At 67.3% G+C, this 23,596-nt stretch carries 21 protein-coding genes and 1 tRNA gene; 9 read left to right on the top strand and 13 right to left on the bottom strand.

Going from position 1 to position 23,596, the window contains the following annotated elements:
* Window positions 1-79: 79 nt before the first annotated feature.
* Together LOC59_RS15745 and LOC59_RS15740 are read right to left on the bottom strand one after the other, a co-directional pair.
* Window positions 80-170, bottom strand: a tRNA-Ser gene (locus LOC59_RS15745).
* A gap of 72 nt (window positions 171-242) precedes the next feature.
* Window positions 243-2,357, bottom strand: a complete 2,115-nt coding sequence (locus tag LOC59_RS15740) for a prolyl oligopeptidase family serine peptidase (protein ID WP_229973019.1) — start codon at window positions 2,355-2,357, stop codon at window positions 243-245.
* A gap of 84 nt (window positions 2,358-2,441) precedes the next feature.
* Between LOC59_RS15740 and LOC59_RS15735 the strand changes: the two genes are divergently transcribed.
* Window positions 2,442-3,074: a trimeric intracellular cation channel family protein gene (locus tag LOC59_RS15735; protein ID WP_227916862.1), complete on the top strand. Its 633-nt coding sequence runs from the start codon at window positions 2,442-2,444 to the stop codon at window positions 3,072-3,074.
* Window positions 3,075-3,098: 24 nt separating this feature from the next.
* On the opposite strand, the gene LOC59_RS15730 is transcribed toward LOC59_RS15735, so the two are convergent.
* From LOC59_RS15730 to LOC59_RS15720, 3 genes are all read right to left on the bottom strand, one after another.
* Window positions 3,099-3,548, bottom strand: coding sequence for a hypothetical protein (locus LOC59_RS15730; RefSeq protein WP_229973017.1), 450 nt, complete (start codon window positions 3,546-3,548; stop codon window positions 3,099-3,101).
* Window positions 3,549-3,641: 93 nt separating this feature from the next.
* Window positions 3,642-4,292 carry a response regulator gene (locus LOC59_RS15725; RefSeq protein ID WP_227896200.1) on the bottom strand — a complete coding sequence of 217 codons (651 nt, stop codon included), beginning with the start codon at window positions 4,290-4,292 and terminating at the stop codon, window positions 3,642-3,644.
* A complete protein-coding gene (locus LOC59_RS15720; protein ID WP_229973015.1) occupies window positions 4,289-5,425 on the bottom strand; it encodes a sensor histidine kinase in 1,137 nt (378 codons plus the stop codon). The genes LOC59_RS15725 and LOC59_RS15720 overlap by 4 nt, the downstream gene beginning before the upstream one ends.
* A gap of 188 nt (window positions 5,426-5,613) precedes the next feature.
* Here LOC59_RS15720 and LOC59_RS15715 point away from each other — a divergent pair, with 188 nt between their 5' ends.
* Genes LOC59_RS15715 through LOC59_RS15700 form a run of 4 tightly spaced genes read left to right on the top strand, consistent with a single transcriptional unit; the run spans window position 5,614 to window position 7,911 of the window.
* Window positions 5,614-5,943 (top strand): PadR family transcriptional regulator, encoded by a 330-nt coding sequence (locus tag LOC59_RS15715; RefSeq protein WP_227896198.1) that lies wholly within the window; start codon window positions 5,614-5,616, stop codon window positions 5,941-5,943.
* On the top strand, window positions 5,940-6,311 hold the full coding sequence (locus LOC59_RS15710; RefSeq protein ID WP_227896197.1) for a DUF1048 domain-containing protein: 372 nt from the start codon (window positions 5,940-5,942) through the stop codon (window positions 6,309-6,311). The genes LOC59_RS15715 and LOC59_RS15710 overlap by 4 nt, the downstream gene beginning before the upstream one ends.
* A complete protein-coding gene (locus tag LOC59_RS15705; RefSeq protein ID WP_227896196.1) occupies window positions 6,308-7,147 on the top strand; it encodes an ABC transporter ATP-binding protein in 840 nt (279 codons plus the stop codon). The genes LOC59_RS15710 and LOC59_RS15705 overlap by 4 nt, the downstream gene beginning before the upstream one ends.
* Window positions 7,144-7,911 carry an ABC transporter permease gene (locus tag LOC59_RS15700; RefSeq protein ID WP_227896195.1) on the top strand — a complete coding sequence of 256 codons (768 nt, stop codon included), beginning with the start codon at window positions 7,144-7,146 and terminating at the stop codon, window positions 7,909-7,911. The genes LOC59_RS15705 and LOC59_RS15700 overlap by 4 nt, the downstream gene beginning before the upstream one ends.
* 30 nt (window positions 7,912-7,941) lie before the next feature.
* Here LOC59_RS15700 and LOC59_RS15695 read toward each other — a convergent pair whose 3' ends face one another.
* From LOC59_RS15695 to LOC59_RS15665, 7 genes are all read right to left on the bottom strand, one after another.
* Window positions 7,942-8,436 carry a MarR family winged helix-turn-helix transcriptional regulator gene (locus LOC59_RS15695; RefSeq protein WP_229973007.1) on the bottom strand — a complete coding sequence of 165 codons (495 nt, stop codon included), beginning with the start codon at window positions 8,434-8,436 and terminating at the stop codon, window positions 7,942-7,944.
* 79 nt (window positions 8,437-8,515) lie between these two features.
* Window positions 8,516-9,190, bottom strand: coding sequence for a response regulator (locus LOC59_RS15690; RefSeq protein ID WP_227896193.1), 675 nt, complete (start codon window positions 9,188-9,190; stop codon window positions 8,516-8,518).
* Window positions 9,187-11,688: an ATP-binding protein gene (locus LOC59_RS15685; RefSeq protein ID WP_227896192.1), complete on the bottom strand. Its 2,502-nt coding sequence runs from the start codon at window positions 11,686-11,688 to the stop codon at window positions 9,187-9,189. Before LOC59_RS15685 ends, LOC59_RS15690 begins: the two co-directional genes overlap by 4 nt.
* Window positions 11,689-11,691: 3 nt before the next feature.
* Complete coding sequence (gene kdpC / locus LOC59_RS15680; RefSeq protein WP_229973005.1) at window positions 11,692-12,285, bottom strand: potassium-transporting ATPase subunit KdpC; 594 nt, start codon at window positions 12,283-12,285, stop codon at window positions 11,692-11,694.
* A gap of 22 nt (window positions 12,286-12,307) precedes the next feature.
* Window positions 12,308-14,473: a potassium-transporting ATPase subunit KdpB gene (kdpB, locus tag LOC59_RS15675; protein WP_229973003.1), complete on the bottom strand. Its 2,166-nt coding sequence runs from the start codon at window positions 14,471-14,473 to the stop codon at window positions 12,308-12,310.
* A gap of 1 nt (window position 14,474) precedes the next feature.
* Window positions 14,475-16,136 (bottom strand): potassium-transporting ATPase subunit KdpA, encoded by a 1,662-nt coding sequence (gene kdpA / locus LOC59_RS15670; protein ID WP_227896189.1) that lies wholly within the window; start codon window positions 16,134-16,136, stop codon window positions 14,475-14,477.
* Window positions 16,136-16,225, bottom strand: coding sequence for a potassium-transporting ATPase subunit F (locus LOC59_RS15665; protein WP_229973001.1), 90 nt, complete (start codon window positions 16,223-16,225; stop codon window positions 16,136-16,138). The genes kdpA and LOC59_RS15665 overlap by 1 nt, the downstream gene beginning before the upstream one ends.
* A 338-nt stretch (window positions 16,226-16,563) precedes the next feature.
* On the opposite strand from LOC59_RS15665, the gene LOC59_RS15660 reads away from it, so the two are divergent.
* Together LOC59_RS15660 and LOC59_RS15655 are read left to right on the top strand one after the other, a co-directional pair.
* Window positions 16,564-16,749 (top strand): hypothetical protein, encoded by a 186-nt coding sequence (locus LOC59_RS15660; protein WP_227896187.1) that lies wholly within the window; start codon window positions 16,564-16,566, stop codon window positions 16,747-16,749.
* A gap of 74 nt (window positions 16,750-16,823) precedes the next feature.
* Complete coding sequence (locus LOC59_RS15655) at window positions 16,824-18,824, top strand: FAD/NAD(P)-binding protein (protein ID WP_229972999.1); 2,001 nt, start codon at window positions 16,824-16,826, stop codon at window positions 18,822-18,824.
* On the opposite strand, the gene LOC59_RS15650 is transcribed toward LOC59_RS15655, so the two are convergent.
* Window positions 18,787-20,268 carry an aldehyde dehydrogenase family protein gene (locus tag LOC59_RS15650; RefSeq protein WP_229972997.1) on the bottom strand — a complete coding sequence of 494 codons (1,482 nt, stop codon included), beginning with the start codon at window positions 20,266-20,268 and terminating at the stop codon, window positions 18,787-18,789. The genes LOC59_RS15655 and LOC59_RS15650 overlap by 38 nt on opposite strands.
* 875 nt (window positions 20,269-21,143) lie before the next feature.
* Between LOC59_RS15650 and LOC59_RS15645 the strand changes: the two genes are divergently transcribed.
* On the top strand, window positions 21,144-21,878 hold the full coding sequence (locus LOC59_RS15645; RefSeq protein WP_229972995.1) for an IclR family transcriptional regulator: 735 nt from the start codon (window positions 21,144-21,146) through the stop codon (window positions 21,876-21,878).
* A gap of 24 nt (window positions 21,879-21,902) precedes the next feature.
* The gene (hutU, locus tag LOC59_RS15640) at window positions 21,903-23,588 is read left to right on the top strand and encodes a urocanate hydratase (RefSeq protein ID WP_229972993.1); all 1,686 of its coding nucleotides are present in this window, start codon (window positions 21,903-21,905) and stop codon (window positions 23,586-23,588) included.
* Window positions 23,589-23,596: the final 8 nt, after the last annotated feature.

The raw sequence follows: 23,596 nt of genomic DNA, 5'->3' as shown, positions 1-23,596 counted from the left end.
GCTTCTTCTGACCTCTCGGTGGGGGGAGAGGGGGCGGGGCAACAAAAAAGGTCCCCCTGGTGAGAGGGGGACCTTCATGTGGCGGAGACGGGGGGATTTGAACCCCCGGTGGGCTTTAGGCCCACACTTCATTAGCAGTGAAGCCCATTCGGCCGCTCTGGCACGTCTCCATTTGCCCTGGCTAACTCACGCTGCCAGCCTGTCAAGACTACCCACAACGGGGTGCTTTCGGCAAAACACGTTCAGGACAGGCGGCCCGTCAGCGCTTCCCACAGGAACTCATAGGACATGGCGTGCATCCGTGCGGACTGCCGGTTGTCCGCCGCCCCGGCATGGCCGCCTTCCAGCGCCTCGTGGAACCAGACCCGGTCAACGCCGAGTGCCTGCATCCGGGCGGCCATCTTCCGTGCCTGGACCGGGCCCACGCGGTCGTCGCTGGTGGCAGTCCAGATCAGCGTGGGCGGGTATGGTGCGTCTTCGCGCAGCAGGTGGTACGGCGAGAAGGTCTTGATGAATTCCCACTGCTCCGGATCATCGGGGTCGCCATATTCCGCAATCCAGGAAGCGCCCGCGGAGAGCTTCGTGTAGCGGCGCATGTCCAGCAGCGGCACCCCGCAGGACACCGCCCCGAAAAGCTCCGGGTAGAGGGTGAGCATGTTCCCCACCAGCAGGCCGCCGTTGCTGCGGCCGGTGCAGCCGAGGTGCTCCCGGCTGGTGACGCCGCGGGTGGTCAGGTCACGGGCAACTGCGGCGAAATCCTCATAGGCACGGTGCCGGTTGCGCTGCAGCGCAGCACGGTGCCAGTCCGGCCCGTATTCGCCGCCTCCCCGGATGTTCGCCAGGACATACACTCCGCGGCGGACCGTGCCGCCGTCGTCGGTGTAGCTGCGCTCAAGCCAGCCGCGGCCCACAATGCCGCTGTACGCAGGGGTCAGGGCCTGCTCGAACCCGCCGTAACCTGACAGGACGGTGGGATTGCCGCCGTCGAGCACCATGTCCTTGTGCCCGACCTGGAAATAGGGCACCCGAGTGCCGTCGTCGGACACGGCGAAGTGCTGCTCCACGGTGCAGTCGGAGGCGTCGAAGAACGACGGGGAGGTTTTCACTGCCTCCGCCGCCGTGCCCTGGGGGCCAAGGGTTCCGCGGGACAGGGTAGACGGGGTCGTGAAGCCCGTGCTCACCAGCCAGTAGTCGTTTCCGGCAGCTTCGTCCTCGTCATCCACGGCGTACGCGTCCACCGAATGCAGCGGCGGGCAGGCGTCCAGGGCTGCAGCCTGCCAGTCCGCGGCCGGTTCCAGGACCTGGATTTCCGAGGAGACGTCCCGCAGCAGGTTCAGCAGCAGATAGTCCCGCGTCCAGCTCCAGGACTGCAGTGAGACCGACGGCTCGGGACTGAAAAGTGTGCGCAGTTCGCGTCCGCCCGCGAGGAACTCCTCCAGGTCCGCTGCCAGCAGGGACCCTGCCTTGTGCAGGGTTTCGCCGACCAGCCAGTCGGTGCGCGGCCGCATGAGCAGCCACTGGCGGTGCAGGTCCACCGAGACATCCAGCGGAACGTCGATGCGCTGCCAGTCATCGTCCCGCCGCAGGTAGGTGATGCTGTCATAGAAGTCGATGATGTCCAGCGCCAGGTCCCGCTCGAACCCCGGGGTCTGGTCATGGTGGACGTAGCCCATCATGTGGTCCTCAGGGACCTCGAAGTACAGTCCGGCGTCCGCGAGCGGCTGGCCGCGGCGCACCGTGCGCACCGTCCGCGGATAGGAGGAAGCAGTCATGCTCCCCGGGCCGAAGTCCGTGGCGACGTACAGTGCATCCGGTCCGGCCCAGGAGACCTGTGTCTTGGCGACGGGCAGGTCGAAGCCCCCGGGGACGAACTCCCGGTCTACGACGTCGTATTCCCGGTAGCGCGCCGCGTCGCCGCCGTCGGGGGAGAGGACGAGCAAAGCGCGGCGGTAGGACACGCCGTCCTCCGGGCGCAGGAAACGTGCACCGCCCCAGACCCACTCCGTGCCTTCGGAGGCACTGAGGGCGTCGAGGTCCAGGAGGGTTTCCCACTGGGTACCGGTGCCGGTGTAGCCCTCCCACGTTGCACGGCGCCAGATGCCCTTGGGATGTTCCGCGTCCCGCCAGAAGTTGTAGTACCAGTCGCCGCGCTTGACCACCATGGGAATCCGGTCGGTCGAATCAAGGACCTCCAGCAGCCGTTCTTCGGTGCCGGCAAAGTCCGTTGCGGAGAGCAGTTCCTCGGTTTCGGAGTTCCTCGCCCGGACCCAGTCCAGCTGCTTGTCACCGTAGATATCCTCCAGCCAGAGGAATTCGTCGTCAGTGTCCTGGGGCGTTGCTGCGCTCGCGGAAGTCATGTGCCCATCCTAAAGGGGGGGGCGGTGACGCGGGTCTCTCGATGCGGGCCCAATGCACGTGCCGAATCGGGCTAAGCTCCGGCCATGACGTTGCTGATCCTGGACCTCGCCGGAATCTTCTTTTTCGCGGTCTCCGGCTCGCTGCTGGCCGCGCGGCGGAATTTCGACATCGTCGGTTCGCTGCTGCTCGGTTCACTCGCCGGCCTGGGTGGCGGCGTGGCACGGGACCTGATCATCAGCCAGGGAGTGCCGCAGGCCTTCACCGACCCCCTGTATCTGCTGCCGCCGGTTCTGGCAGCCTTGCTGGTCTTCCTGCACGTGCTTGGGGTGCAGCGCTACCGGCGCGCGCTGCTGGTGTTCGACGCCGCCGGGCTGGCCCTGTTCTGCGTCACCGGGACGCTGACTGCCCTCGCCGCGGGGCTGCATCCGGTGTCATCCGCGCTGCTGGGAGTCGCGACGGCGGTGGGCGGCGGGCTGCTGCGCGACGTCGTCGCGAATGAGGTGCCGCAGTTGTTCAATCCCCGCGGTGTCTATGCCGTCCCGGCCATGCTCGGTGCAGGGCTGGTGTCGCTGTTCCACGTGCTGGGCGTTTTCAATCCCGTGGTCGGTACCGCAGTGGCAGTGCTGGTCTTCACGCTCCGTGTCCTGTCACTGCGGTACGGGTGGCGGATTCCGTTGGCCGGGCGGACCTCCGGCGCGGGGTCGTTGGACTCCTAGGGCCGGGGAGGCTGGCGTCGAGCCTTAGACGCGGCTGCGGCGATTGGCAGCCGCGCTGAGGCCCAGGGCGGCCAGCCCGCCGATCGCGCCGATGGCCGCGCCCGTCATCAAGCCGCTCGGGATCGCGGCGATCCGTGCAGCCGGGGAATTCAGCACCGGTGAGGTGTTGCCCGCGAAGGCCGAGGTCCACAGCAGCTGATGGGTGAGGACCAGCAAGACCCCGAATATCAGCCCGATGACCAGGACGGACAGGAAGGGCCGGGGAGACCGGGAAAGGACGGTCACGGCGATCCACACCAGTACCGGTCCGATGGCGAGGATCCACGTTCCCGGCGATCTTTCACCGAGGAGGTGCAGATCATGCAGGATGACGCGGGGCAGGCCGAGCAGTGCCAGTCCGGCCATGAGCGTCAGCGGCATACCGAAGTACAGGCGTGCCGGGGCAGTATTTCGCGTGGTTGGGTTTTCTCTCATGCGGCCACGGTAGGTTCAGCTGCGGGGCCGCCGCGTCGTCCTGAAAGCGTCAATGCCCCTCGCCTGCAGGCGACCGGGGCCTGTGCTTTCCCGTCAGCGGACCAGTCCTGACCGGTACGCGATGACTGCGAGCTCCGTCCGGTCCCTGGCACCGAGTTTCCCCAGAATGCGGCTGACATACGTCCGGGACGTGGCCGGACTGATGTACAGCGTTCCGGCGATCTCTTCATTCGTGTCCCCGTGCCCCACACGGATCAGGACTTCCAGTTCGCGTTCGCTGAGCTGGGACAGGCGGGGATCCGGTTCCGGCGCGGCGGGGGAGGACGCCACAATCTTCAGGAGCCGGTCCAGGATTGCGGGGGACAGGAGCCTCTCTCCGGAGGCAGCCCGGCGGACGGCGTCGCGCAGTTCCGTGCCTGCGGCGTCCTTCATCAGGTAACCCGCGGCGCCGGCCCGGACAGCCTCCAGGACGTCGCGGTCGTCGTCGAACGTGGTCAGGACCAGCACGTGCGTTTGCGCGAGGCTTTCCTCTGCCCGGATGAGGCGGGTGGCTTCGATCCCGTTCATGACCGGCATCCGGAGATCCATCAGGACGACGTCGGGCCGGGTCCGGAGGACGGTGTCCACCCCGCGGCGCCCGTCGGACGCTTCGGCGACTACCTGGAGATCTCGGTCGCTTGCCAGCAGGCTTCGCAGTCCCGCGCGTATCAGGTGCTGGTCATCAACGAGGGCGACGGTGATCATGACAGCTCCATCGGGAAGACTGCTGTGACTTCAAAGCCTGCCGGACCCCAGCCCGCGGTGAAACGTCCGCCAAGTGCTTCGGTGCGCTCACGCAGCCCTGCCAGGCCGAATCCGGCAGGCAGATCTGCCTCGGGCTGCCCGCGGCGCCCGCCGTTGTCGCTGACCCTCAGCAGAATCGAAGCGCGGTCTTCAGAGAGGTCTATGGCAACGGCGGTGGCATCGGAATGGCGGACGACGTTGGTCACGGCCTCCTGTACGGTGCGGAAGAGTGCCGCCTGGACCGGCTGCGGGACCCGGGACGTGACCTCGTTCCGCAGCGAGACCTCCAGGCCCGCGCTTTGTGCCGGAGCCACGGCGGAGCCGAGTGACCGGATCCCCGGCTCGCCGCCGGAACCCGGCCCGCCGTTCCGCAGGCCGGCAACAGTGCGCCGCAGCTCAGACCCGGCCTCAGCCGTCGTGGAACGGATGACTTCCAGCGCCTGCTGCCGCGCGGCGTCGTCCGTCCCCGCTTCGCGGGCAACCTCGGCATGCAGCGAAATGACGGCCAGCGAATGGCCCATCGAGTCGTGCAGGTCCCGGGAGACGGCAAGCCGCTCAGCAGCGATGCGCTCCTGCGCGTCCCGGCGATACTGCCGGGCCGTCAGGTCCGCGATCCGGGAGGCCTGGCGCTGCAGTTCCCGGCGCGAGCGGACGCTGTCACCCAGACCAACCGCGCCACCCAGGATCAGCAGGTTCTGCGGAAGGTCGTAGGCAAGCACGAACGCGGCATCCTGCCCGGCGGACAGGCGGTAAACAAGGGAAACGGCGACGACGACGGCGGATCCTGCCACGGCCGTTGGAAGCCTCCCGCATTCCGCGGCGGAAAAAACCGCGGCTGCGATTGGAACCGCGGTGCCGATGGCGGTGAATCCTGACGCGTAATACGCAAGGAAACCAAGAACGGACAGCAGGACGACCAGGACCGGGTAGGTGCGCCGGATGAACATCAGGGCACCGAAACCGGCTGCCCACAAATATGTCCACGCCTCTGGTTGGGTGCCTTCGACGTCGGCAGTGATGAAGGCGGCAAGGATCAGGAACACCCCGGCGGCGAGGAGCGCGTCGTGGAACCGGGGTGCGGACCACAACCTCATGCCCACTGCTTGCCTGCCCGCTGGCCGGGCAGCACCGGACGCGGCCATTTCCCCATGGTACGGCCGGACATCCGGCTGCGGCAGGGGGACTTCCCTTGCCGACAAATCTCCGGACCCCTGTTGCGCACTGACTACCCAGCGTTACTATGTACTGGTACTCAGTATTGCTAGGTATTAAGGAGCGGCGTGTGGGCAAGCAGGCAACGGAGATGCTGAAGGGCGTTCTGGAGGGTATTGTCCTGGCGCTCCTCTCCGGCCGGCCCGCGTACGGCTACGAGATCACCGCGTGGCTGCGGGACAAGGGCTTCACGGATATCGCCGAGGGAACCATCTATGCCCTGCTCATCCGGATCGAGCAGCGCGGACTCGTCGACGTGGAAAAAGTGCCTTCGGAAAAAGGCCCGCCGCGCAAGGTCTACTCCCTCAATCAGCAGGGAGAGGACTATCTGAGCGAGTTCTGGAGGACATGGAGCTTCCTGGCAGGACATCTGGAACAGCTCCGCAAAGGAGAGGAATGACCATGCTGGAGAAAATCACGGGCAGCCTGCGGGACAAGCGCCGCTGGCGGGAGTACAAGGCACGCAAAAAGACGCTCCCCGCCCCGTACGGCACATCGCTTGACGCAGTGGAGAGGTACCTGACCTATCTGGGCGCCCTCAGCAACGGCTCCATTCTGATGTCGATGCTGGAGGACCTTGCCGATCTCTTCGAACGCGCCGCCGCGGACCGCACCCCGGTCCGTGCCGTGGTGGGCGAAGATCCGGTGGAGTTCGCGGAAACTTTCCTGCGGAATTACTCCGACGGACAGTGGATCAACAAAGAACGGGAACGGCTCATCCGGGCCATCGACAGCGCCGAGGAGGACGAAGGAGGCGGTGGATCATGACGGCGGCAGCGGCAGCAGCGCCGGCCATCCGCGTGTCCGGCCTGGAGAAGTCCTTCAAAAGGACGGCGGTGCTCCAGGGCGTGGACTTCGAGGTTGCGGCCGGGAGTATCTTCGCCCTGCTGGGGCCCAACGGCGCCGGAAAGACCACCCTGGTGCGGATCCTTGCCACCTTGCTCAAGCCCGACGCCGGATCCGCGGCTGTGGAGGGCAACGACGTCGTCGCGGATGCAGCGCCCGTCCGGGAGGCCATCAGCCTGACCGGACAATTCGCTGCCGTGGACGACATGCTCACCGGACGGGAAAACCTGGTGCTGGTCGCCCAGCTGCGCCGGCTGAAGCACCCCGGTACGGCAGCCGACGAACTTCTGGACAAATTCGCGCTCGCCGGCGCCGGCGGGAGGCGGGCGGGAACATACTCCGGAGGGATGCGCCGGCGGCTCGACATTGCGATGAGCCTGGTCGGCGGACCATCCGTAATCTTCCTGGATGAGCCCACGAGCGGACTTGACCCGCAGGGCAGGCTCGATGTGTGGAACATGGTCCGGCAGCTCGCCGGGCAGGGCACCACGGTATTGCTGACGACCCAGCACCTGGAGGAGGCCGAGCAGCTGGCGGACCGGATCGCGATCCTGCACGAAGGAAAGATCATCGCGGACGGGACACTCGCCGAGCTGAAGCAGCTGCTCCCGGCGCCAACAGTCCAATACGTGGAGAAGCAGCCCACCCTGGAGGAAGTTTTCTTCGCTGTCGTGGGCAGCGGAGCCACGGCGCAGGACGGCGGACTTCCCGCCGGCCAGGCGCCCGAAAGCCGGCCGGAACGTGAGGAACCGCAATGACTGCCCAAGCACATTTCTATGCCAATACCGCGGTCCTGACCCGCCGGTCCCTGCGGCACATCCTGCGAAGCCCCGACACCATCATCACCACGGCCGTCATGCCGATCGCGATCATGCTGATGTTCGTCTTCGTCCTGGGCGGCGCGATTGATACCGGTTCACCGCAGTACATCGACTACATGCTGCCGGGCATCCTGCTCATCACGGTTGCGTCCGGGGTGGCCTATACGGCTTTCCGGCTCTTCACCGACCTGCAAACCGGGATTATCGACCGCTTCCAATCCATGCCGATCGCACGGGCCAGCACTCTCTGGGCCCACGTGGTCACATCGCTGGCCGCCAACCTGGTCTCCCTCGGGATAGTGGTGGGGGCTGCTTTGGCCCTGGGCTTCCGGACGGCGGCAGGGCCGGGGGAATGGCTCGCGGTGACCGCCGTCCTGGCCCTGTTCACCCTGGCCCTGACGTGGGTCGCCGTGCTGGCGGGCCTGACTGCAAAAAGCGCGGAGGGGGCCAGCGCTTTTTCCTATCCGCTGATCTTCCTGCCGTTCCTCAGCTCAGCCTTCGTGCCGACCGAGACGATGCCGGGACCGGTGCGCTGGTTCGCGGAAAACCAGCCGGTCACCGCGATCGTCAACTCCATCCGGGACCTGTTTGCACGGCAGCCTGTCGGTGCGGACCTGTGGATTGCGCTCGCGTGGTGTGCCGGAATCCTTCTCCTGGCGTACGGACTGTCGATGGCCGCCTACCGGAGGAAGCTTCGCTAGGCAGGGACGCTCCCGGGCGCCGGGCCTCGGCTAGGGTGCGTCCGGGCCGTCGCTGACGCTGCGCCCGGGCTGGTGGGCACGACTCGCCAGCCGGTGCAGCAGCGAGCGGAACTCCCGTGCTTCAGCCGGATCCATGGTGGAGAGCAGGGCCTCTTCTTCCGCCGCAACGCTGCGTTCAGAGGATTCGAGCCTCTCCAGTCCGGCGGAGGTGGCTACCACCTTCCGGGCCCGGCGATCGGCCGGGTCGGGAACGCGCATCACTTCTCCGGCCTCAGCGAGGGCGTCGATCAGATACGTCAGGACGGTGCGGTCGATGCCCAGATGCGCTCCGAGGGCCTGCTGGTTCGGCAGGTCCAGGCGCACGACGGCGGAAAGCACCTGGAAGCCCCGCAGGCCGCCGGGTGTTCCGGCCAGGGCAGCCTCGGTGCGGGACTGGTAGCAGCCTGCCAACGTGCCTAGGGCCCAGCCAAGGTCTCCGGGCGCGGTTCCGGGCGTGCGGCTTTCCTGTAAGGCGTTGGTGGTCATGGCCTCCATACTATCCCCGGTATGCGGCTTCGTAGATGTTCTTGGGTACCAATGTTCTACCTCTCATCCTATTGCGGTGTCAGGGCTGGAACCGGTAACCCATTCCGTGCTCAGTCAGCAGATGGGCTGGCGCTGCCGGGACGGGCTCCAATTTCCGGCGCAGCTGGGCCATGTACAGGCGCAGATAGCCGGAGTCTGTTGTGCCCGGCCCCCACACGTCGGCGAGCAGCTGGGCCTGGGTGACCAGGCGGCCCGGCTGACGAAGGAGCACTGAAAGCAGATGCCATTCCGTGGGGGTCAGCCGGACGGCGGCGCCGTCGTCAATCCGCGTGACCCGGCGGGCGGCGAGATCCACGCGCACATTGCCGAAACTGACGGCAGGGCTTTCCTGCGCTGCGCCGGTCCGGCGGTTCAGGGCACGGATGCGTGCCAGCAGTTCCTCAGCGGAAAACGGCTTGGTGACATAGTCATCCGCGCCCAGATCCAGGGCGCGGACTTTCTCCGCGGAATCGGAGCGGCCGGAAATCACCAGGATGGGCATGGAGCTCCAGCCGCGCACAGCTTCGATGACTTCCATGCCGCTGAGCCCCGGCATGCCCAGATCCAGGACCAAAAGGTCAGGATGCGAGTCCACCGCCCGGCGCACGGCGGTGGCGCCGTCCTGGGCTGCCACCACCTCGTAGCCGTATGCCGCCAGGGTGATTTTCAGGGCGCGCAGTATCTGGACGTCGTCGTCGGCGAGCAGGATCCTCACAAAGCCTCCGCAGCATCCGCAGGCCGGGAAGCCGCTGCCGCCGGCAGGATCAGCACCATGGTCAGGCCTCCGCCGGGTGTCTCTTCCGTCTCCAGGGTTCCGCCCATGCCTTCCATGAATCCCTTCGCTACAGCCAGGCCCAGTCCCAAACCGGTCTCGTTATCGGTGTCCCCGAGCCGCTGGAAGGGAACGAACATCTCTTCCGCGCGTTCGGCGGAGACGCCAGGTCCGCAGTCTATGACGCGGATTTCCACCCGGCCGCCAAACTCGCTGGCCGTGAGCAGTACCTTGGCATCCCCAGGAGAGAAGCGGACGGCGTTAGCCAAGACGTTGACCAGCACCCGCTGCAGCAGCACTGCGTCTCCCAGCACGGGAGGCAGGCCGGGCGCCAGATCCAGCTGCACCTCCGCGGGCCCCACGCGGAGTTCTTCAAGAGCGGGCAGAACGGCGTCCGCCGCTTCCAAGGGGGCCAGGGAGACGGCCAGGGCTCCGGCTTGCAGCCGGCTGACGTCCAGCAGGCTGGTCACCAGCTCGGAGAGGGCGTTCAGCGACTCTTCCGCGGTGGCCAACAGCTCCTGCCGGTCCCTGACACTCCAGTCCACATCTTCGGCCCGCAGGCTTGTGACGGCCGCCGTGGCCGCAGTCAGGGGCCGCCGCAGGTCATGCCCGACGGCGGCCAGCAGCGCCGTGCGGACCTTGTCGGCAGCGGCCAGGGGGCCCATGCCTTCAGCCTTGGCTGACAAGTCCCGGTAATCCAGTGCAGCTCCAAGCTGCGCCGCGATGACTTCAAGCAGCCTCAGGTCCGCTGCCTCCGGAACGCTGCCGTACAACTCCAGGACGGCAGCGCCGACGGGCACCCGGTGAGTGGGCTGCCCGGACACTTTGCCGGCAACCGCCAGGTCCGCTTCCCCGGACCGCAGCCGGGCGGCGTCGAGGTTGAACGCCTCCCGGACCCTGCCCACCAGGGCTTCCACCGTGTCTTCCCCGCGCAGCACGTTGCCGGCGACGGCGGCCAGCAGGTCCGACTCCGTCGCCGCCCGGCGGGCTGCGCGAGAGCGCCGGGCGGCGCGGTCCACCACGAAGCTGACCAGCATGGCGTTGGCGGAGTAGAGCACCAGGGCGAACAGGTGCAGGGGCTCTGAGACGGTCACTGTGTGCAGCGGCTGGATAAAGAAGTAGTCCAGTGTCACCCCGGAGAGCAGCGCGGCGAACAGCGCAGGCCAGATGCCGCCCGCCAGCGCCACCAGGATGACCAGCAGCTGATAGGCCAGCACATCGCTGGTAATGGATTCCGGGGTGCTGACCCCTACCAGCAGCCAGGTGAGCAGAGGTCCGCCTGCCAGCGCCAGCGCGAAACCGGCCAGCCGCCGTCGGGCACTGAGTGCGCCGCCCAGCCGGGGCAGGCTGCGGTGCCCGCCTGCGGCACCGTGGTTCACAATGTGCACGTCAATGTCTCCGGAGAGCCGGATGACGGTGGCTCCGATGCCTGGTCCGCCGAACAATGCCCGCAGCCGCGGGCGGCGGCTGACGCCGATCACCAGCTGAGTGGCGTTCGCGGAGCGGGCGAAATCCACCAGCGCGCCGGGAATGTCCGCCCCGACCACCTGGTGGAAGGTTCCGCCGAGCTTTTCCACCAGCGCACGCTGCACTGCCAGTTCCCCAGGGTGGCTTTCGCGCAGTCCATCGGGATTGGTGACGTGCACGGCCAGCAGCTCCCCGCCGGAAGTGCGGGCAGCTATCCGGGCACCCCGGCGCAGGAGGGTCTGGCCTTCCGGTCCACCGGTCAGGGCCACGACCACGCGCTCGCGGGCCTCCCATTTGCTGCGGATTCCCTTCTCCGTGCGGTACCGGTTCAAGGCACTGTCCACCTCGTCGGCCAGCCAGAGCAGTGCCAGCTCGCGCAGCGCGGTCAGATTGCCCACCCGGAAGTAGTTGGAAAGAGCCGCATCCACCCGTACTGCCGGATAGACCAGGCCTTCGGCGAGGCGGCGGCGCAGCAGTTCCGGGGCCAGATCCACGAGCTCGATCTGGTTCGCGGACCGCAGTACGTCATCCGGCACCGTTTCGCGCTGCACGGTGCCCGTGATGCCTTCAACGACGTCGTTCAGCGAATCAATGTGCTGGATGTTCACGGTGGAAAGCACGTTGATGCCGGCGTCGAGCAGTGCCTGGACGTCCTGCCAGCGCTTGGCATGCCGGAGTCCCGGGGCGTTGGTGTGTGCCAGTTCATCCACGAGCGCATAGCCCGGGCGGCGGGCCAGCACGGCGTCCAGGTCCAGTTCCTCCAGCAGCAGTCCCCGGTGCTCCATCCGGAGCTGCGGCACCTGCTCCAGGCCCTGGGCGGCGGCGGCCGTGGCGGCCCGGCCGTGGGTCTGGACCACGGCCACCACCACGTCCTGTCCGTCATCGTGAAGGCGGTGGCCTTCGTCCAGCATGGTGTAGGTCTTCCCGACCCCCGGTGCTGCGCCCAGGAAAACCCGGAGCTCTCCTCGCGTCATTGCTTAAGTGTCCAGCTCCTGCAGCGCCATGTTCAGTTCCAACACGTTTACGGTTGGTTCGCCCAGGAATCCGGCGGTGCGGCCGGCGACGGCGGCATCCACGAGGGCTCGGACGGCGTCCTCGGGCAGTTCCCGGGCCCGCGCCACGCGGGGCACCTGCAGGTAGGCGTAGTCCGGGCTGATGTGCGGATCCAGTCCGGAGGCGGAGGCGGTCACGGCGTCGGCCGGGACCTGGTCCGCGGGCACCGACTCGAGAGCCGCAACCTCCCGTCGCCGTTCCGCCACGGTTTCCGCCAGTTCCGTGCTGGACGGGCCCAGGTTGCTGCCGCCGGAGGCAGCGCCGTCGTAAGCCCCTGGCCGGGACTGGAAGAACTCCGGGAGCGCGGTACCGGAACTGTCCGTGAAGGACTGTCCGATCAGGGTGGATCCGGTGACGGTGCCGTCAATGATCGCCGGTGAGCCGCCGGCCTGGCGGGGAAAAGCGGAGGCGGCAGCAGTGGCGTGGAGGGGATACACGATGCCGAGCACCAGGGTGAAGAGGGCCAGCGCCCTGGCAGCAACGGCGAGCTGACGGGTGGCGGAGCGAAACGCGGTCATGGGAGGTCCTTTAGTGGGTGGTCTAGAAACCGGGGAGGAGGGAGACGGCCAGGTCGATCAGCTTGATGCCGATGAACGGTGCGGCCACACCGCCCACCCCGAAGACGAGCAGGTTCCGGCTGAGGATCCCGGAAGCGCCGGCCGCACGGTACTTCACCCCGCGCAGGGCCAGCGGAATCAGGGCCAGGATGACGACGGCGTTGAAAATCACCGCGGACAGGATGGCCGAGGCGGGGGAGTGCAGGCCCATCACGTTCAGGACCGCCAGGCCGGGGAAGAGGCCCATGAACATGGCGGGGATGATCGCGAAATACTTGGCGACGTCGTTCGCGATGGAGAACGTGGTCAGCGCCCCGCGTGTGATCAGCAGCTGCTTGCCGATCCGGACAATGTCGATCAGCTTGGTGGGATCCGAGTCCAGGTCCACCATGTTGCCGGCCTCCTTGGCCGCGGACGTACCTGTGTTCATGGCGACGCCGACGTCCGCCTGCGCCAGCGCCGGGGCGTCATTCGTGCCGTCCCCCGTCATGGCGACCAGCCGGCCGCCCTCCTGTTCCCGGCGGATCAGCGCGATCTTGTCTTCCGGAGTGGCCTCGGCGAGGTAATCGTCCACGCCGGCCTCAGCAGCGATCGCTTTCGCAGTGCGGGGGTTGTCTCCGGTGACCATGACCGTGCGGATCCCCATCCGGCGCAGCTCGGCGAACCGGTCCTTCAGACCCTCCTTCACCACGTCTTTCAAATGGACGACGCCGAGGATCCGTGCGGCGCCGCCGGCGTCCCGGACCGCCACTACCAGAGGGGTGCCGCCGGAAGCGGAAATGGCGTCTGCCCGGTAGGTCAGGTCCGCGAGGACGGAAACCTCAATGCCGCCGCTCTCGGAGGCCCAGTCCAGGACGGCCGATCCGGCACCCTTGCGGATGCTGGAACCGTCCGGGTAGTCCAGGCCGCTCATCCGGGTCTGGGCGGTAAAGGGAATGTCCTCCGCGTCCGGCACCGGAGCCGGAACAACACCCTGGGAGGCGGCCAGTTCAACAATGGAGCGTCCTTCAGGCGTGGGGTCCAGTGATGACGCCAGGGCAGCTGCCCGGATGAGTTCCTCCTTCTCCGTCCGGGCCACGGGGAAGAACGCTGCAGCCTGCCGGTTGCCGTAGGTGATGGTGCCGGTCTTATCCAGCAGCAGGGTGGTGACGTCCCCGGCAGCTTCCACGGCACGGCCGGACATGGCCAGCACATTGTGCTGCACCAGCCGGTCCATGCCGGCGATGCCGATCGCCGAGAGCAGGGCGCCGATGGTTGTCGGAATCAGGCAGACCAGCAGGGCGGTGAGCACGGGGACGCTGATCGTGGCACCGGCGTACCCGGCCATCGGGTTCAGGGTCAGCACCACCAAAAGGAAGACCAGGGTCAGGGTGGACAGCAGGATGTCCAGCGCCACCTCGTTGGGGGTCTTGCGGCGGGAAGCGCCTTCCACCAGGCCGATCATCCGGTCCACGAAAGTCTCACCCGGGCGGCTGGTAATGCGCACCACGATCCGGTCTGAAAGCACGCGGGTGCCGCCGGTGACAGCAGACCGGTCACCGCCGGATTCACGCACCACGGGCGCGGATTCTCCGGTGATTGCCGATTCGTCCACGGAGGCAATGCCGTCGACGATCTCGCCGTCGCCGGGGATGACCTCCCCGGCGGTGACCACCACGACGTCGTCCAGCACCAGGTCCGCGGAAGCCACGGACTCCACTGGTGTCTGCAGGGCAGCAGCATCCGGCTGGGGGTTGTAGCCGCACACGCGCCGGGCGGCTGTGGTGGTGCGGGTGGCCCGCAGCGTGGCGGCCTGCGCCTTGCCGCGGCCTTCCGCGACCGCTTCGGCAAGGTTGGCGAAGAGCACGGTGAGCCAGAGCCACACGGCGATCAGCCAGGTGAACCCGGCCGGTACGGGACTGCCGCCGGAGGAGGAGGAGCCGCCGGTGAGGGATTCAGCGACGGCGATGGCGGTGATGAGCACGGCGCCGGTTTCCACGACGAACATGACAGGGGTGTGCCACATTCGGCGCGGATCCAGTTTGGCCAGTGCAACAGGGAAGGCCTTTACCGCCTGCTGCCAGCTGAAACCGGCTGCCGATGCCGGGTGCGGGGCGGACGGGACCGGAGTGTTGCCCGGTTCAGTGCGGTGTTTGGTGAGGGTGGACATGTCAGATCAGTCCTTCTGCCAGGGGACCCAGCGCGAGTACGGGAAAGAACGTGAGGGCGGTGACGAGCACGGTGACGCCGCCAAGGACGGCCACGGACTGCGGCCGGTGCGTGGGCAGGGTGCCCGCAGTGACCGGTACCTTGCCCTGCGCCGCCAGGGTTCCGGCCAGGGCCAGGACAAAAAGGATCGGCAGGAAGCGGCCCAGCAGCATGGCCAGGCCCAGGGCGGTGTTCAGCCAGGGGGTGTTGGCGGTGAGCCCGGCGAAGGCCGATCCGTTGTTGTTGGCCGCTGAGGTGAAGGCGTACAGCACCTCACTGAACCCGTGCGGACCGGCGTTGAGCATGGAGGTTTCCCGAATCTCGGCGCTGATGCCGGGCAGCGCGAAGCTCAGCGAGGTGCCGGCCAGGACCAGTGCCGGCATGGTCAGCACATACAGGCTGGCCAGCTTGATCTCCCGCGGCCCGATCTTCTTGCCCAGGTATTCCGGTGTGCGGCCCACCAGCAGCCCGGAGATGAAGGCGGCGACGACGGCGAGGACCAGCATGCCGTACAGGCCGGATCCCACGCCGCCGGGGGCGATTTCACCCAGCATCATATTCAGCATGGCCATGAGGCCGCCCAGCGGGGAGAAGCTGTCATGCATGGAGTTGACGGCTCCGGTGGAGGTGAGGGTACTGGTGCTGCCGAACAGGGTGGACCCGGCGATACCGAAGCGGGTTTCCTTGCCTTCCATTGAACCGGCCGCGCCGTCCGCTGCGGCGAACTCGAGTGCCGTCATGGCGGCCAGGGAGAGCACGAAGATTCCGGCCATCGCGGACAGGATGGCATAGCCCTGCCGGCGGTCGCCGATCATGGTCCCGAAGGTCCGGGGGAGCGAAAACGGAAGAATGAGCATCAGCAGCACCGAGAACAGGTTGGTGAACGCCGTCGGGTTCTCAAAGGGGTGCGCGGAATTGGCGTTGAAGAACCCGCCTCCGTTGGTGCCGAGGAGCTTGATGGCCTCCTGCGTCGCCACCGGCCCGCCGGGGATGCTCTGGGTTCCGCCCGCCAGGGTGGAAACCTCGGTGAAACCGCTGAAGTTCTGGATCACCCCGCCGAGCAGCAGCACCAGCGCGGCCAGCGCCGCTCCGGGCAGCAGGATCCGGGTCAGTGACCGAGTGAGGTCCACCCAAAAATTCCCAATCGTTTGCGCGCCGCGGGCGGCGAATCCGCGGACCAGGGCAACGGCAACGCACAGCCCGACGGCGGCGGACAGGAAGTTCTGCACCGCCAGCCCCGCAGCCTGCACGGCGTAGCCCAGCGTGGCTTCAGGCGCATAGGACTGCCAGTTGGTGTTGGTCACGAAGGACACAGCCGTGTTGAAGGACAGTGCTTCGGGAACGGCCGGCAGGCCGAGCGCCGCCGGAAGCAGGGGCTGCAGCCTCTGCAGCAGGTACAGGGCCAGTACGCCCAGGGCGGAGAACGCCAGGACAGCGCGGAAGTAGCTCTGCCAGGACTGCCCCTTCCGGGGAGCAATGCCGAGCACCCGGTAGGCGCCGCGTTCCGCGGCCAAGTCCTTCTCAGAGGTGTAGGTGCGCGCCATGTAGTCACCGAGGGGGCGGTGGGCCAGGGCAAGAACCAGTGCGACGGCGAGGAACTGGCCCAGCGCCAGCCACCCCGCCATCAGAATTTCTCCGGCCGCAGCAGGGCAGCCAGTACGTAAACCGCCGAAGCGGCTGCCAGGACCAAGGCGGCGCAGTCGAAGAAGGTCACAGCTTCTCCACCGCCCTGGCCAGCAGGGCAAGGCCGGCGAAGAACGCCGCCGTGCCCGTGATGATTACTACGTCCAGCATGGGATTCCCCCCAAGAAACTCGTCGCTCCTCCCGCCGGTCCGGCAGGAGGGGCGCACTTAGGCGCCGGAATGAGTAAAAACCTGATGCAGGGCAGATTTAGGAATCCTCACGGATTCCTAACGCGGGACTCACGGACCATAACGGAAACCCAGCAGTTGCCTTCCCTGCGGCGGGCTCCCCGGCGGGCAGCGTTCCGCTGCACGTGGGCACGCGGGTAAGGTTCTTCGCACGCAGACCCCCGCGAGAGGAACCTTGCTGTGCCGATGCTCATGACGTTCCTGCTGTTGGCTGGAATCATTGCCGCAGTGGTCCTGATCGTGCTGATCTTCCGCGGCTCCCGGATCCCGGTCGAGGACGTTGAAGGACGCAGACGGGTCAACCGCTGGTTCTGGATCCTGGCAGTCTTTGTGGCGGCGGTTTTTATCTTTGCATCCTTCACCTGACCTTTCGGGCTCTCGGGAGCCCGTCCCAGGAGGGCAGCGGCAGAGCCCCCGACTTCGGCGGATACCCTAGAAGCATGGACAAAACACAGGGACTCCGCGTTGCCGTCATCGGAGCCGGCCCGCGCGGGATCTCTGTCCTGGACCGCCTGCTGGCGCGCTTCCTCACACATCCCGCGGAAGACCGCCCGGATCTGAAGATCCTGATGATTGATCCGTTTCCCCCCGGATCGGGCCATGTCTGGCGTCCCGGGCAGTCCCGCCACTTCCTGATGAACACGCCGGTGCTCTTCCCCACCGTTGTCCCGGCGGCTGGAACGGAGCATGCGTTCGCTCCGTCGGTTACCGGCCTTTCCTTTGGCGACTGGGTGCGCCAGGCGCTGACTGACCCGGGGTCCGGGCTCAACGAGTCAGACCGTGCGGAAGCGGCCCGCCTGTCGCCGTCGGACTTCCCCAGCCGGGCGATCTACGGACGGTACCTGGAATGGACCTACGCGGAGCTCGCGGCGGCTGCGGCGGAAGCCGGTGCCGCCGTCGTCCACCATCGGACGGAGGCGCTGGCACTGCGCCGTGCCGGGGACGGCTTCGAGATTGAGGTGGCAGGGGAGGACGCGCTGATTGCCGACGCCGTCGTCCTGGCCCTGGGACACCTTCCGGCCGCCCTGAACCCCGAACAGTCCCGGCTCAGCGATGCCGCCGCCCGGCTGGGCCTGCGCTACCTGCCTCCGGCTGTCCCGTCGGACGCGGATTTCACCGTGCTGCCCGCCGGCGAACCGGTTCTGGTCCGCGGCCTGGGCCTGAACTTCTTCGACATCATGGCCCAGGTGACGCTGGGCCGCGGCGGCCGCTTTGTTCCCACGGGCGAACCAGCCGGACGTTCCCTGCGCTATGAACCCAGCGGGCGTGAGCCGGTCCTGGTGGCCGCGTCCCGCCGCGGAACGCCGTACCGGGCCAAGGCGCAGCTGGAGAGCTACCTGCCCAAGAGCGTGACGCTGCGCTGGTTCACCCGGGAAGCTGCCGCCAGCTTCGCCGCCGAAGGGATCCAGCCAGGTTTCGACCATGACTTTTGGCCGCTGCTGCACCGCGATGCCGTGTGGGCCTACTACTCAACCCTGGCCCGCACCGCACCGCACTGCCTCAGCGTGCCGCCGGAATCATTCCTCGCCGACCTGGACGCAGCGCTGAACGTTGACGGACCGGACTGGGACGCGGCGAAGGAAGAGGTCCTGAGGCGCTGTGTACCCGCCGAAAACCGGACGAGCCTGGAGGCCCTGGCACAGCCGCTGGGGCGCCGTCCGTTCGCTGACGCCGCGGAGCTGGATGCAACCGTCCTGGCCTACCTCGAAGACGACGCCGCCGGGTCCGCGAAGGGCGAGGACGACCCGCTGAAAATGGCCATTGGCGCCCTGAACGCCGGTCGTTCAGTCCTGAAAGCCGTGGTGGCCGACGGCGGTTTGTCCGAGGAATCCTGGCTCACCGAACTTCGCGGCTGGTTCGAACCCCTGGTGGAAGGACTGGCCAGCGGCCCGCCGCCGGAACGGATCGAGCAGCTCGCGGCCCTGACCCGTGCCGGGCTGGTCCACTTCGTGGGCCCGGATCCGAGGTTCGACGTCGATGAGGCGCGCTCAGTCTTCACCGCTTCGTCTCCGTGGACCCCGGGAGAATACGCCGCCCGGACCATGGTCGAAGCGATGATGCCGCCCAACCGGGTCAATGCCACGCTCTCCCCGCTGCTGGCCGACCTGCTGCACCGGGGACAGGCACGGCCCAAGGTCATGATGGCAGCCGGCGGCACCCCGGTGCTGACACCCGGACTGGATGTTTCCCTGCCCCCTTACCGGCCTTTGGACGTGAAGGGCGAACCGCAGGAGAACCTCTACATCCTGGGACTGCAGCTCTCCTCAGTCCAGTGGGGAACCGCGATCGCGGCCGAGGCCGGGGCGCCGGCCGATTCCGGCGCCCGTACCCTGCGCGATGCGGACGACATCGCGGCCGCAGTCCTGGCCGGCCCCGGGGTGCCCCGGGACCAGTCAGATTCCGCTAGAACGGATACCGGCGCGGTTCGTGCTGGAGCGTGACAGTCTGGTCCTGAGTGAACTCATCGATGGCCCACTCGCCGTTGAACCGTCCCAGGCCGGAGTTCTTCACGCCTCCGAACGCCACGTGCACCTCGTCATGGACAGGCATGTCGTTCACATGGGCCATGCCCACCTGAAGCTTCCGGGCGAACTGCAGCCCGCCTTCGGCTGAACCGGTAAAGACCGCGCCGGAGAGTCCCTGCGGTGTGGCGTTCGCCAGCTCCAGGGCGTGGGCGGCGTCGCGTGCCCGCTGGATTCCGGCGATCGGTCCGAAGATCTCTTCGCGGGCCAGTTCCATGTCCTGGCTGACGCCGGTGAAGATCCACGGCGTGAGGACCTGGCCGTCGGTGCTGCCTTCGAGTACGGCTTCGGCGCCTTCTTCCTTGGCGGTGCGAATCTTCTCCTCCAGGCCTTCAAGCTGCTTGGCGTTGATGATCGGGCCGATCACGGTTGTGGGATCCGAGGGATCCCCGGCCGGCAGTCCGCGGACATGCTCGGTGAACTTTTCCACGAACTGGTCGTGGACCGGGTCCTCCAGGATGATGCGGTTGATCGCCATGCAGATCTGGCCCTGGTGCAGGAACTTGCCCATCACTGCGGCACGGACGGCCTGGTCCACGTCGGCGTCGGCCAGGACCACAAAGGGTCCGTTGCCGCCGAGCTCCAGCGCCGTGTGCTTCAGGTGCTCCCCGCTTGCGGCGAGGGCACCAACGTTCTTGCCCACCGCCGTCGAACCCGTAAAGGAAATCAGGGACGGCACCGGATGCTCCACGAAGGCATCACCGATCTCCGAGCCGGCACCGGCCACGACGCTCAGCACGCCGGCGGGCAGCCCTGCCTCTTCGAAGACCTTCGCGATCAGCAGTCCGCCGGTCACCGGGGTGTCGCTGGCCGGCTTGAGCACGACGGCGTTGCCCAGGGCCAGGGCTGGAGCCACCGAACGCTGGGAAAGGTGCAGCGGGAAGTTCCAGGGGCTGATCACGCCGACGACGCCGAGCGGTCCGCGGTAGACACGGTCTTCCTTGCCCGGGATGTCGGAATCGAGGATCTGGCCGTGGACACGGTGCGGGAAGGATGCTGACTCCCGGGTGATGGCAATGGCGGAGTCGATCTCGATGGCGGCCTTGACCGCGGTGCTGCCGGATTCGGCGGCGAGCCAGGCAGCGATCTCATCGCGGCGTTCGGTCAGGATGTCGGAGGCGCGTTCCAGGATGCGGCGGCGTTCGGCCGGGGGTGTTGCGGCCCAGGCGGGCTGGGCTTCCTGCGCGCTTTCGTAAGCATCGTTGAGGTCTTCGATGGAGGCCAGCCGCAGGCTCAGAAGCTCTTCGCCCGTGAACGGGTTGGTGTCCGGCATGGTCTTGGACGAGCGGCCTTCGCTCCACTGTCCGGCGATGAACTGCTTGGCCGGAATCCAGCCGGATGCTGCGGGATTGGGGGTGGTCATGGGCGATCTCCTTTGGACGGGTCACGTTTCTGACGGTGATGGGTACAACCGGGCGGGGTGCTGTGTTGTTCCCGGTGGGTGCCGGGTGGGTGCGGGGTGGGGCTGGGGCTGCCGGGTGCGTGCAGGGTGGGGCTGGGGCTGCCGGGCGGGTGGCCGGGTGTGTGCGGGCTGGGGCTGCCGGGCGGGTGGCCGGGCGTGTGCAGGGTGGTTGATGTCGGGGGCGGCCGGGTGCGGTGCCGGTGCGGTGCCGCGTGGGAGGGGCCGCAGGGCGGGGCGCCGGGTGGGCGCGGAAACACTGCATCTTGGGTTAACACTGCATTTTGGGTGCGGAAACACTGCGTTCCGGGATTTCGCTGCACCCTGTGACACGGATTCGCTGCGTTTCGGGAAAAACCGGTCGTTCGGGGAAAATCTGGTCAAGGCGCCGCGCAGCAAATTCCCACAGCAATCGAATCAGCCCGAAACGCAGCAAAACCGGACGGGGCGCCCGGATTCCGGTTCCCTCACTGCGCCGCTCGGCGGGAGCCGGACTGGCCCGGGCGGTTGCACCTAAATCCTCTGCTGCACAAACGCTGTTATGGGTCCGCCGCGGATTCCTTTGCCGCAATGACGTCCCTCTGGCCGGCCCAAAGCGACATCATTGCAGCAACAGATGGAAACGACCGCTCTAGACAGCGTTATTGCGTCAATGAATGCCGGACCTGTCTCAGCAGTGGTCAGACCGGTCTCGACGACTGCGCGGCGGCCAGTGCACCCGCACCCGCTCCCGCACACACCCTCACCCCACGCCACCCCAGCGCACCGCAGAATCCTAGCCACCTAGTGAAATTGCTGTTTTACTAGGTGGCATTAGCAGGGTGGGAGAAAGCAGCAGAATGACCGAGGCCGTCAAGCCAGACAGCACCACACGGACAGTCGAACGCGCCTTGTCCCTGCTGAGCGTGGTGTGCCGGAAGGGCTCAGTCACCCAGTCAGAGGCGGCCAAGGCCACCGGGCTCTCCGCCAGCACCGCACTTCGCCTGCTTCGCACCCTGGAAGGCACCGACTTCGTGCGGCGTGAAGACAACGGCAGCTACCGGCCCGGACCGGCGGTCGTACAGCTGGGAGTGCTGGCGCTGAGCTCGGAATCGCTGATCTCCACCTACCGTGCCGCAATGGACCGGATCGTGGAGCAGACCGGGGAATCGACCTACCTGAGCATCCCGGCCGCCGGTGGCCACGGCCTCTACATCGCCATCGCCGAAGGTACCCAGTCCGTCCGCCACGCCAACTGGGTCGGCCGCCGCTTCCAGCTTGAGGGAAGCGCAGCAGGCAAAGCGATGTGGGGCGACGTCGACTCCTCAGGCTCCGCCGCCGGCAAAGCCGCCGCCGGCAAAGCCGCCGCCGGCCAAACCATGGCCGCCGCCGACGCGGGACCAACCGGCTGCGCAGTGGTGAGCGACGGCGTCGAACCCGATATCACCGCCATTGCCGTGCCGCTCATCGCCGGGGGAAAGCCCGTGGCGGCGATGAGCGTCGTCGTCCCGAGCTACCGGATGACACCCACCCGGATCGATGACATTTGCCGGGTCCTGACCGCAGAAACCAGTGCAGTCCAAACACACGGCTAACCGACAACGACGACGGAGAACACCATGACCACCACACACACCCCGCGCACCGTCCGGGCCCCGCGCGGCACCGGCCTGAACGCCAAAAGCTGGCAGACCGAAGCACCGCTGCGGATGCTGATGAACAACCTGGACCCGGAGGTCGCCGAGCGTCCCGGGGACCTGGTGGTTTACGGCGGGACCGGCAAGGCCGCCCGGAACTGGGAATCGTTCGACGCGATTGTCCGCACCCTGAAAACGCTCGAAGACGATGAAACCCTGTTGGTGCAGTCCGGCAAACCCGTGGGCGTCTTCCGGACCAGCGAATGGGCGCCCCGCGTACTGATTGCCAACTCCAACCTCGTGGGGGACTGGTCCACCTGGCCCGAGTTCCGGCGGCTGGAGGCGGAGGGCCTGACCATGTACGGGCAGATGACCGCCGGATCCTGGATCTACATCGGAACCCAGGGCATCCTGCAGGGAACCTACGAAACCTTCGCTGCCATTGCGAAAAAGCTCTTCAAGAATGAAAACGCAACGTTGGCCGGCACCGCCACGCTTACCGGCGGCTGCGGCGGCATGGGCGGAGCCCAGCCGCTGGCGGTCACGCTCAACGGCGGAGCGGTGCTGATTGTCGACGTCGACGAGTCCCGGCTGCGGCGGCGCGCCGGCAAACGCTACCTGGATGACGTCGAAACCGACCTCGACGCCGCGCTCGCCAAGGTGATGGCCGCCAAGGCAGAGGGCCGGGCTCTCTCCGTGGGGCTGGTCGGCAACGCCGCCGAGGTCTTCCCCGAGCTGCTCCGCCGCCGAAATGCGGGGGAAGGCGCTGACTTCGACATCGTCACCGACCAGACCTCGGCCCATGATCCGCTCAGTTACCTGCCGGAGGGTGTGACGGTAGAGGACTGGCACCGCGAAGCGCAGGCGGACCCGGAGGGGTTCACCAAGAAGGCCCAGGCATCGATGGCCCGCCATGTGGAAGCAATGGTCGGCTTCTCCGACGCCGGAGCGGAGGTCTTCGACTACGGCAACTCGATCCGTGACGAAGCACGCCAGAGCGGCTATGACCGTGCGTTCGACTTCCCCGGCTTTGTCCCCGCCTACATCCGGCCGCTGTTCTGCGAGGGCATGGGCCCGTTCCGCTGGGTGGCGCTCTCCGGTGACCCCGCGGACATCGCCGTCACCGACGCCGCGCTGAAGGAACTCTTCCCGGAGAAGGAACACCTGCACCGCTGGCTGGACGCTGCGGCCGAGCACGTCGAATTTGAAGGCCTTCCCGCCCGGATCTGCTGGCTCGGCTACGGGGAACGTGCCAAGGCCGGGCTGCTGTTCAACCGGCTGGTCGCCGAGGGCAAGGTCTCCGCGCCCATCGTGATCGGCCGGGACCATCTGGACTCCGGATCGGTGGCTTCCCCCTACCGTGAAACCGAGGCGATGAAGGACGGCTCCGACGCAATCGCTGACTGGCCGCTGCTGAACGCCCTGCTCAACACATCCTCCGGCGCCACCTGGGTATCGATCCACCACGGCGGCGGCGTCGGCATCGGCCGGTCCCTGCACGCGGGGCAGGTCTCCGTGGCCGACGGCACCGACCTGGCTGCCCGCAAGCTCGAACGGCTGCTTACCAACGATCCCGGCACCGGAGTGATGCGGCACGTCGATGCCGGCTACGACGAGGCAGCGCAGGTCGCAGCAGAGCGCGGCGTCCGTATCCCGATGGCCGAATAGGGTAAACC

The sequence above is a fragment of the Arthrobacter sp. zg-Y916 genome, assembly GCF_020907385.1.
GTDB classification, from domain to species: domain Bacteria; phylum Actinomycetota; class Actinomycetes; order Actinomycetales; family Micrococcaceae; genus Arthrobacter_B; species Arthrobacter_B caoxuetaonis.
Note: the sequence above shows the minus strand (reverse complement) of the source record. Positions and strands in the feature narration are given on the sequence as shown.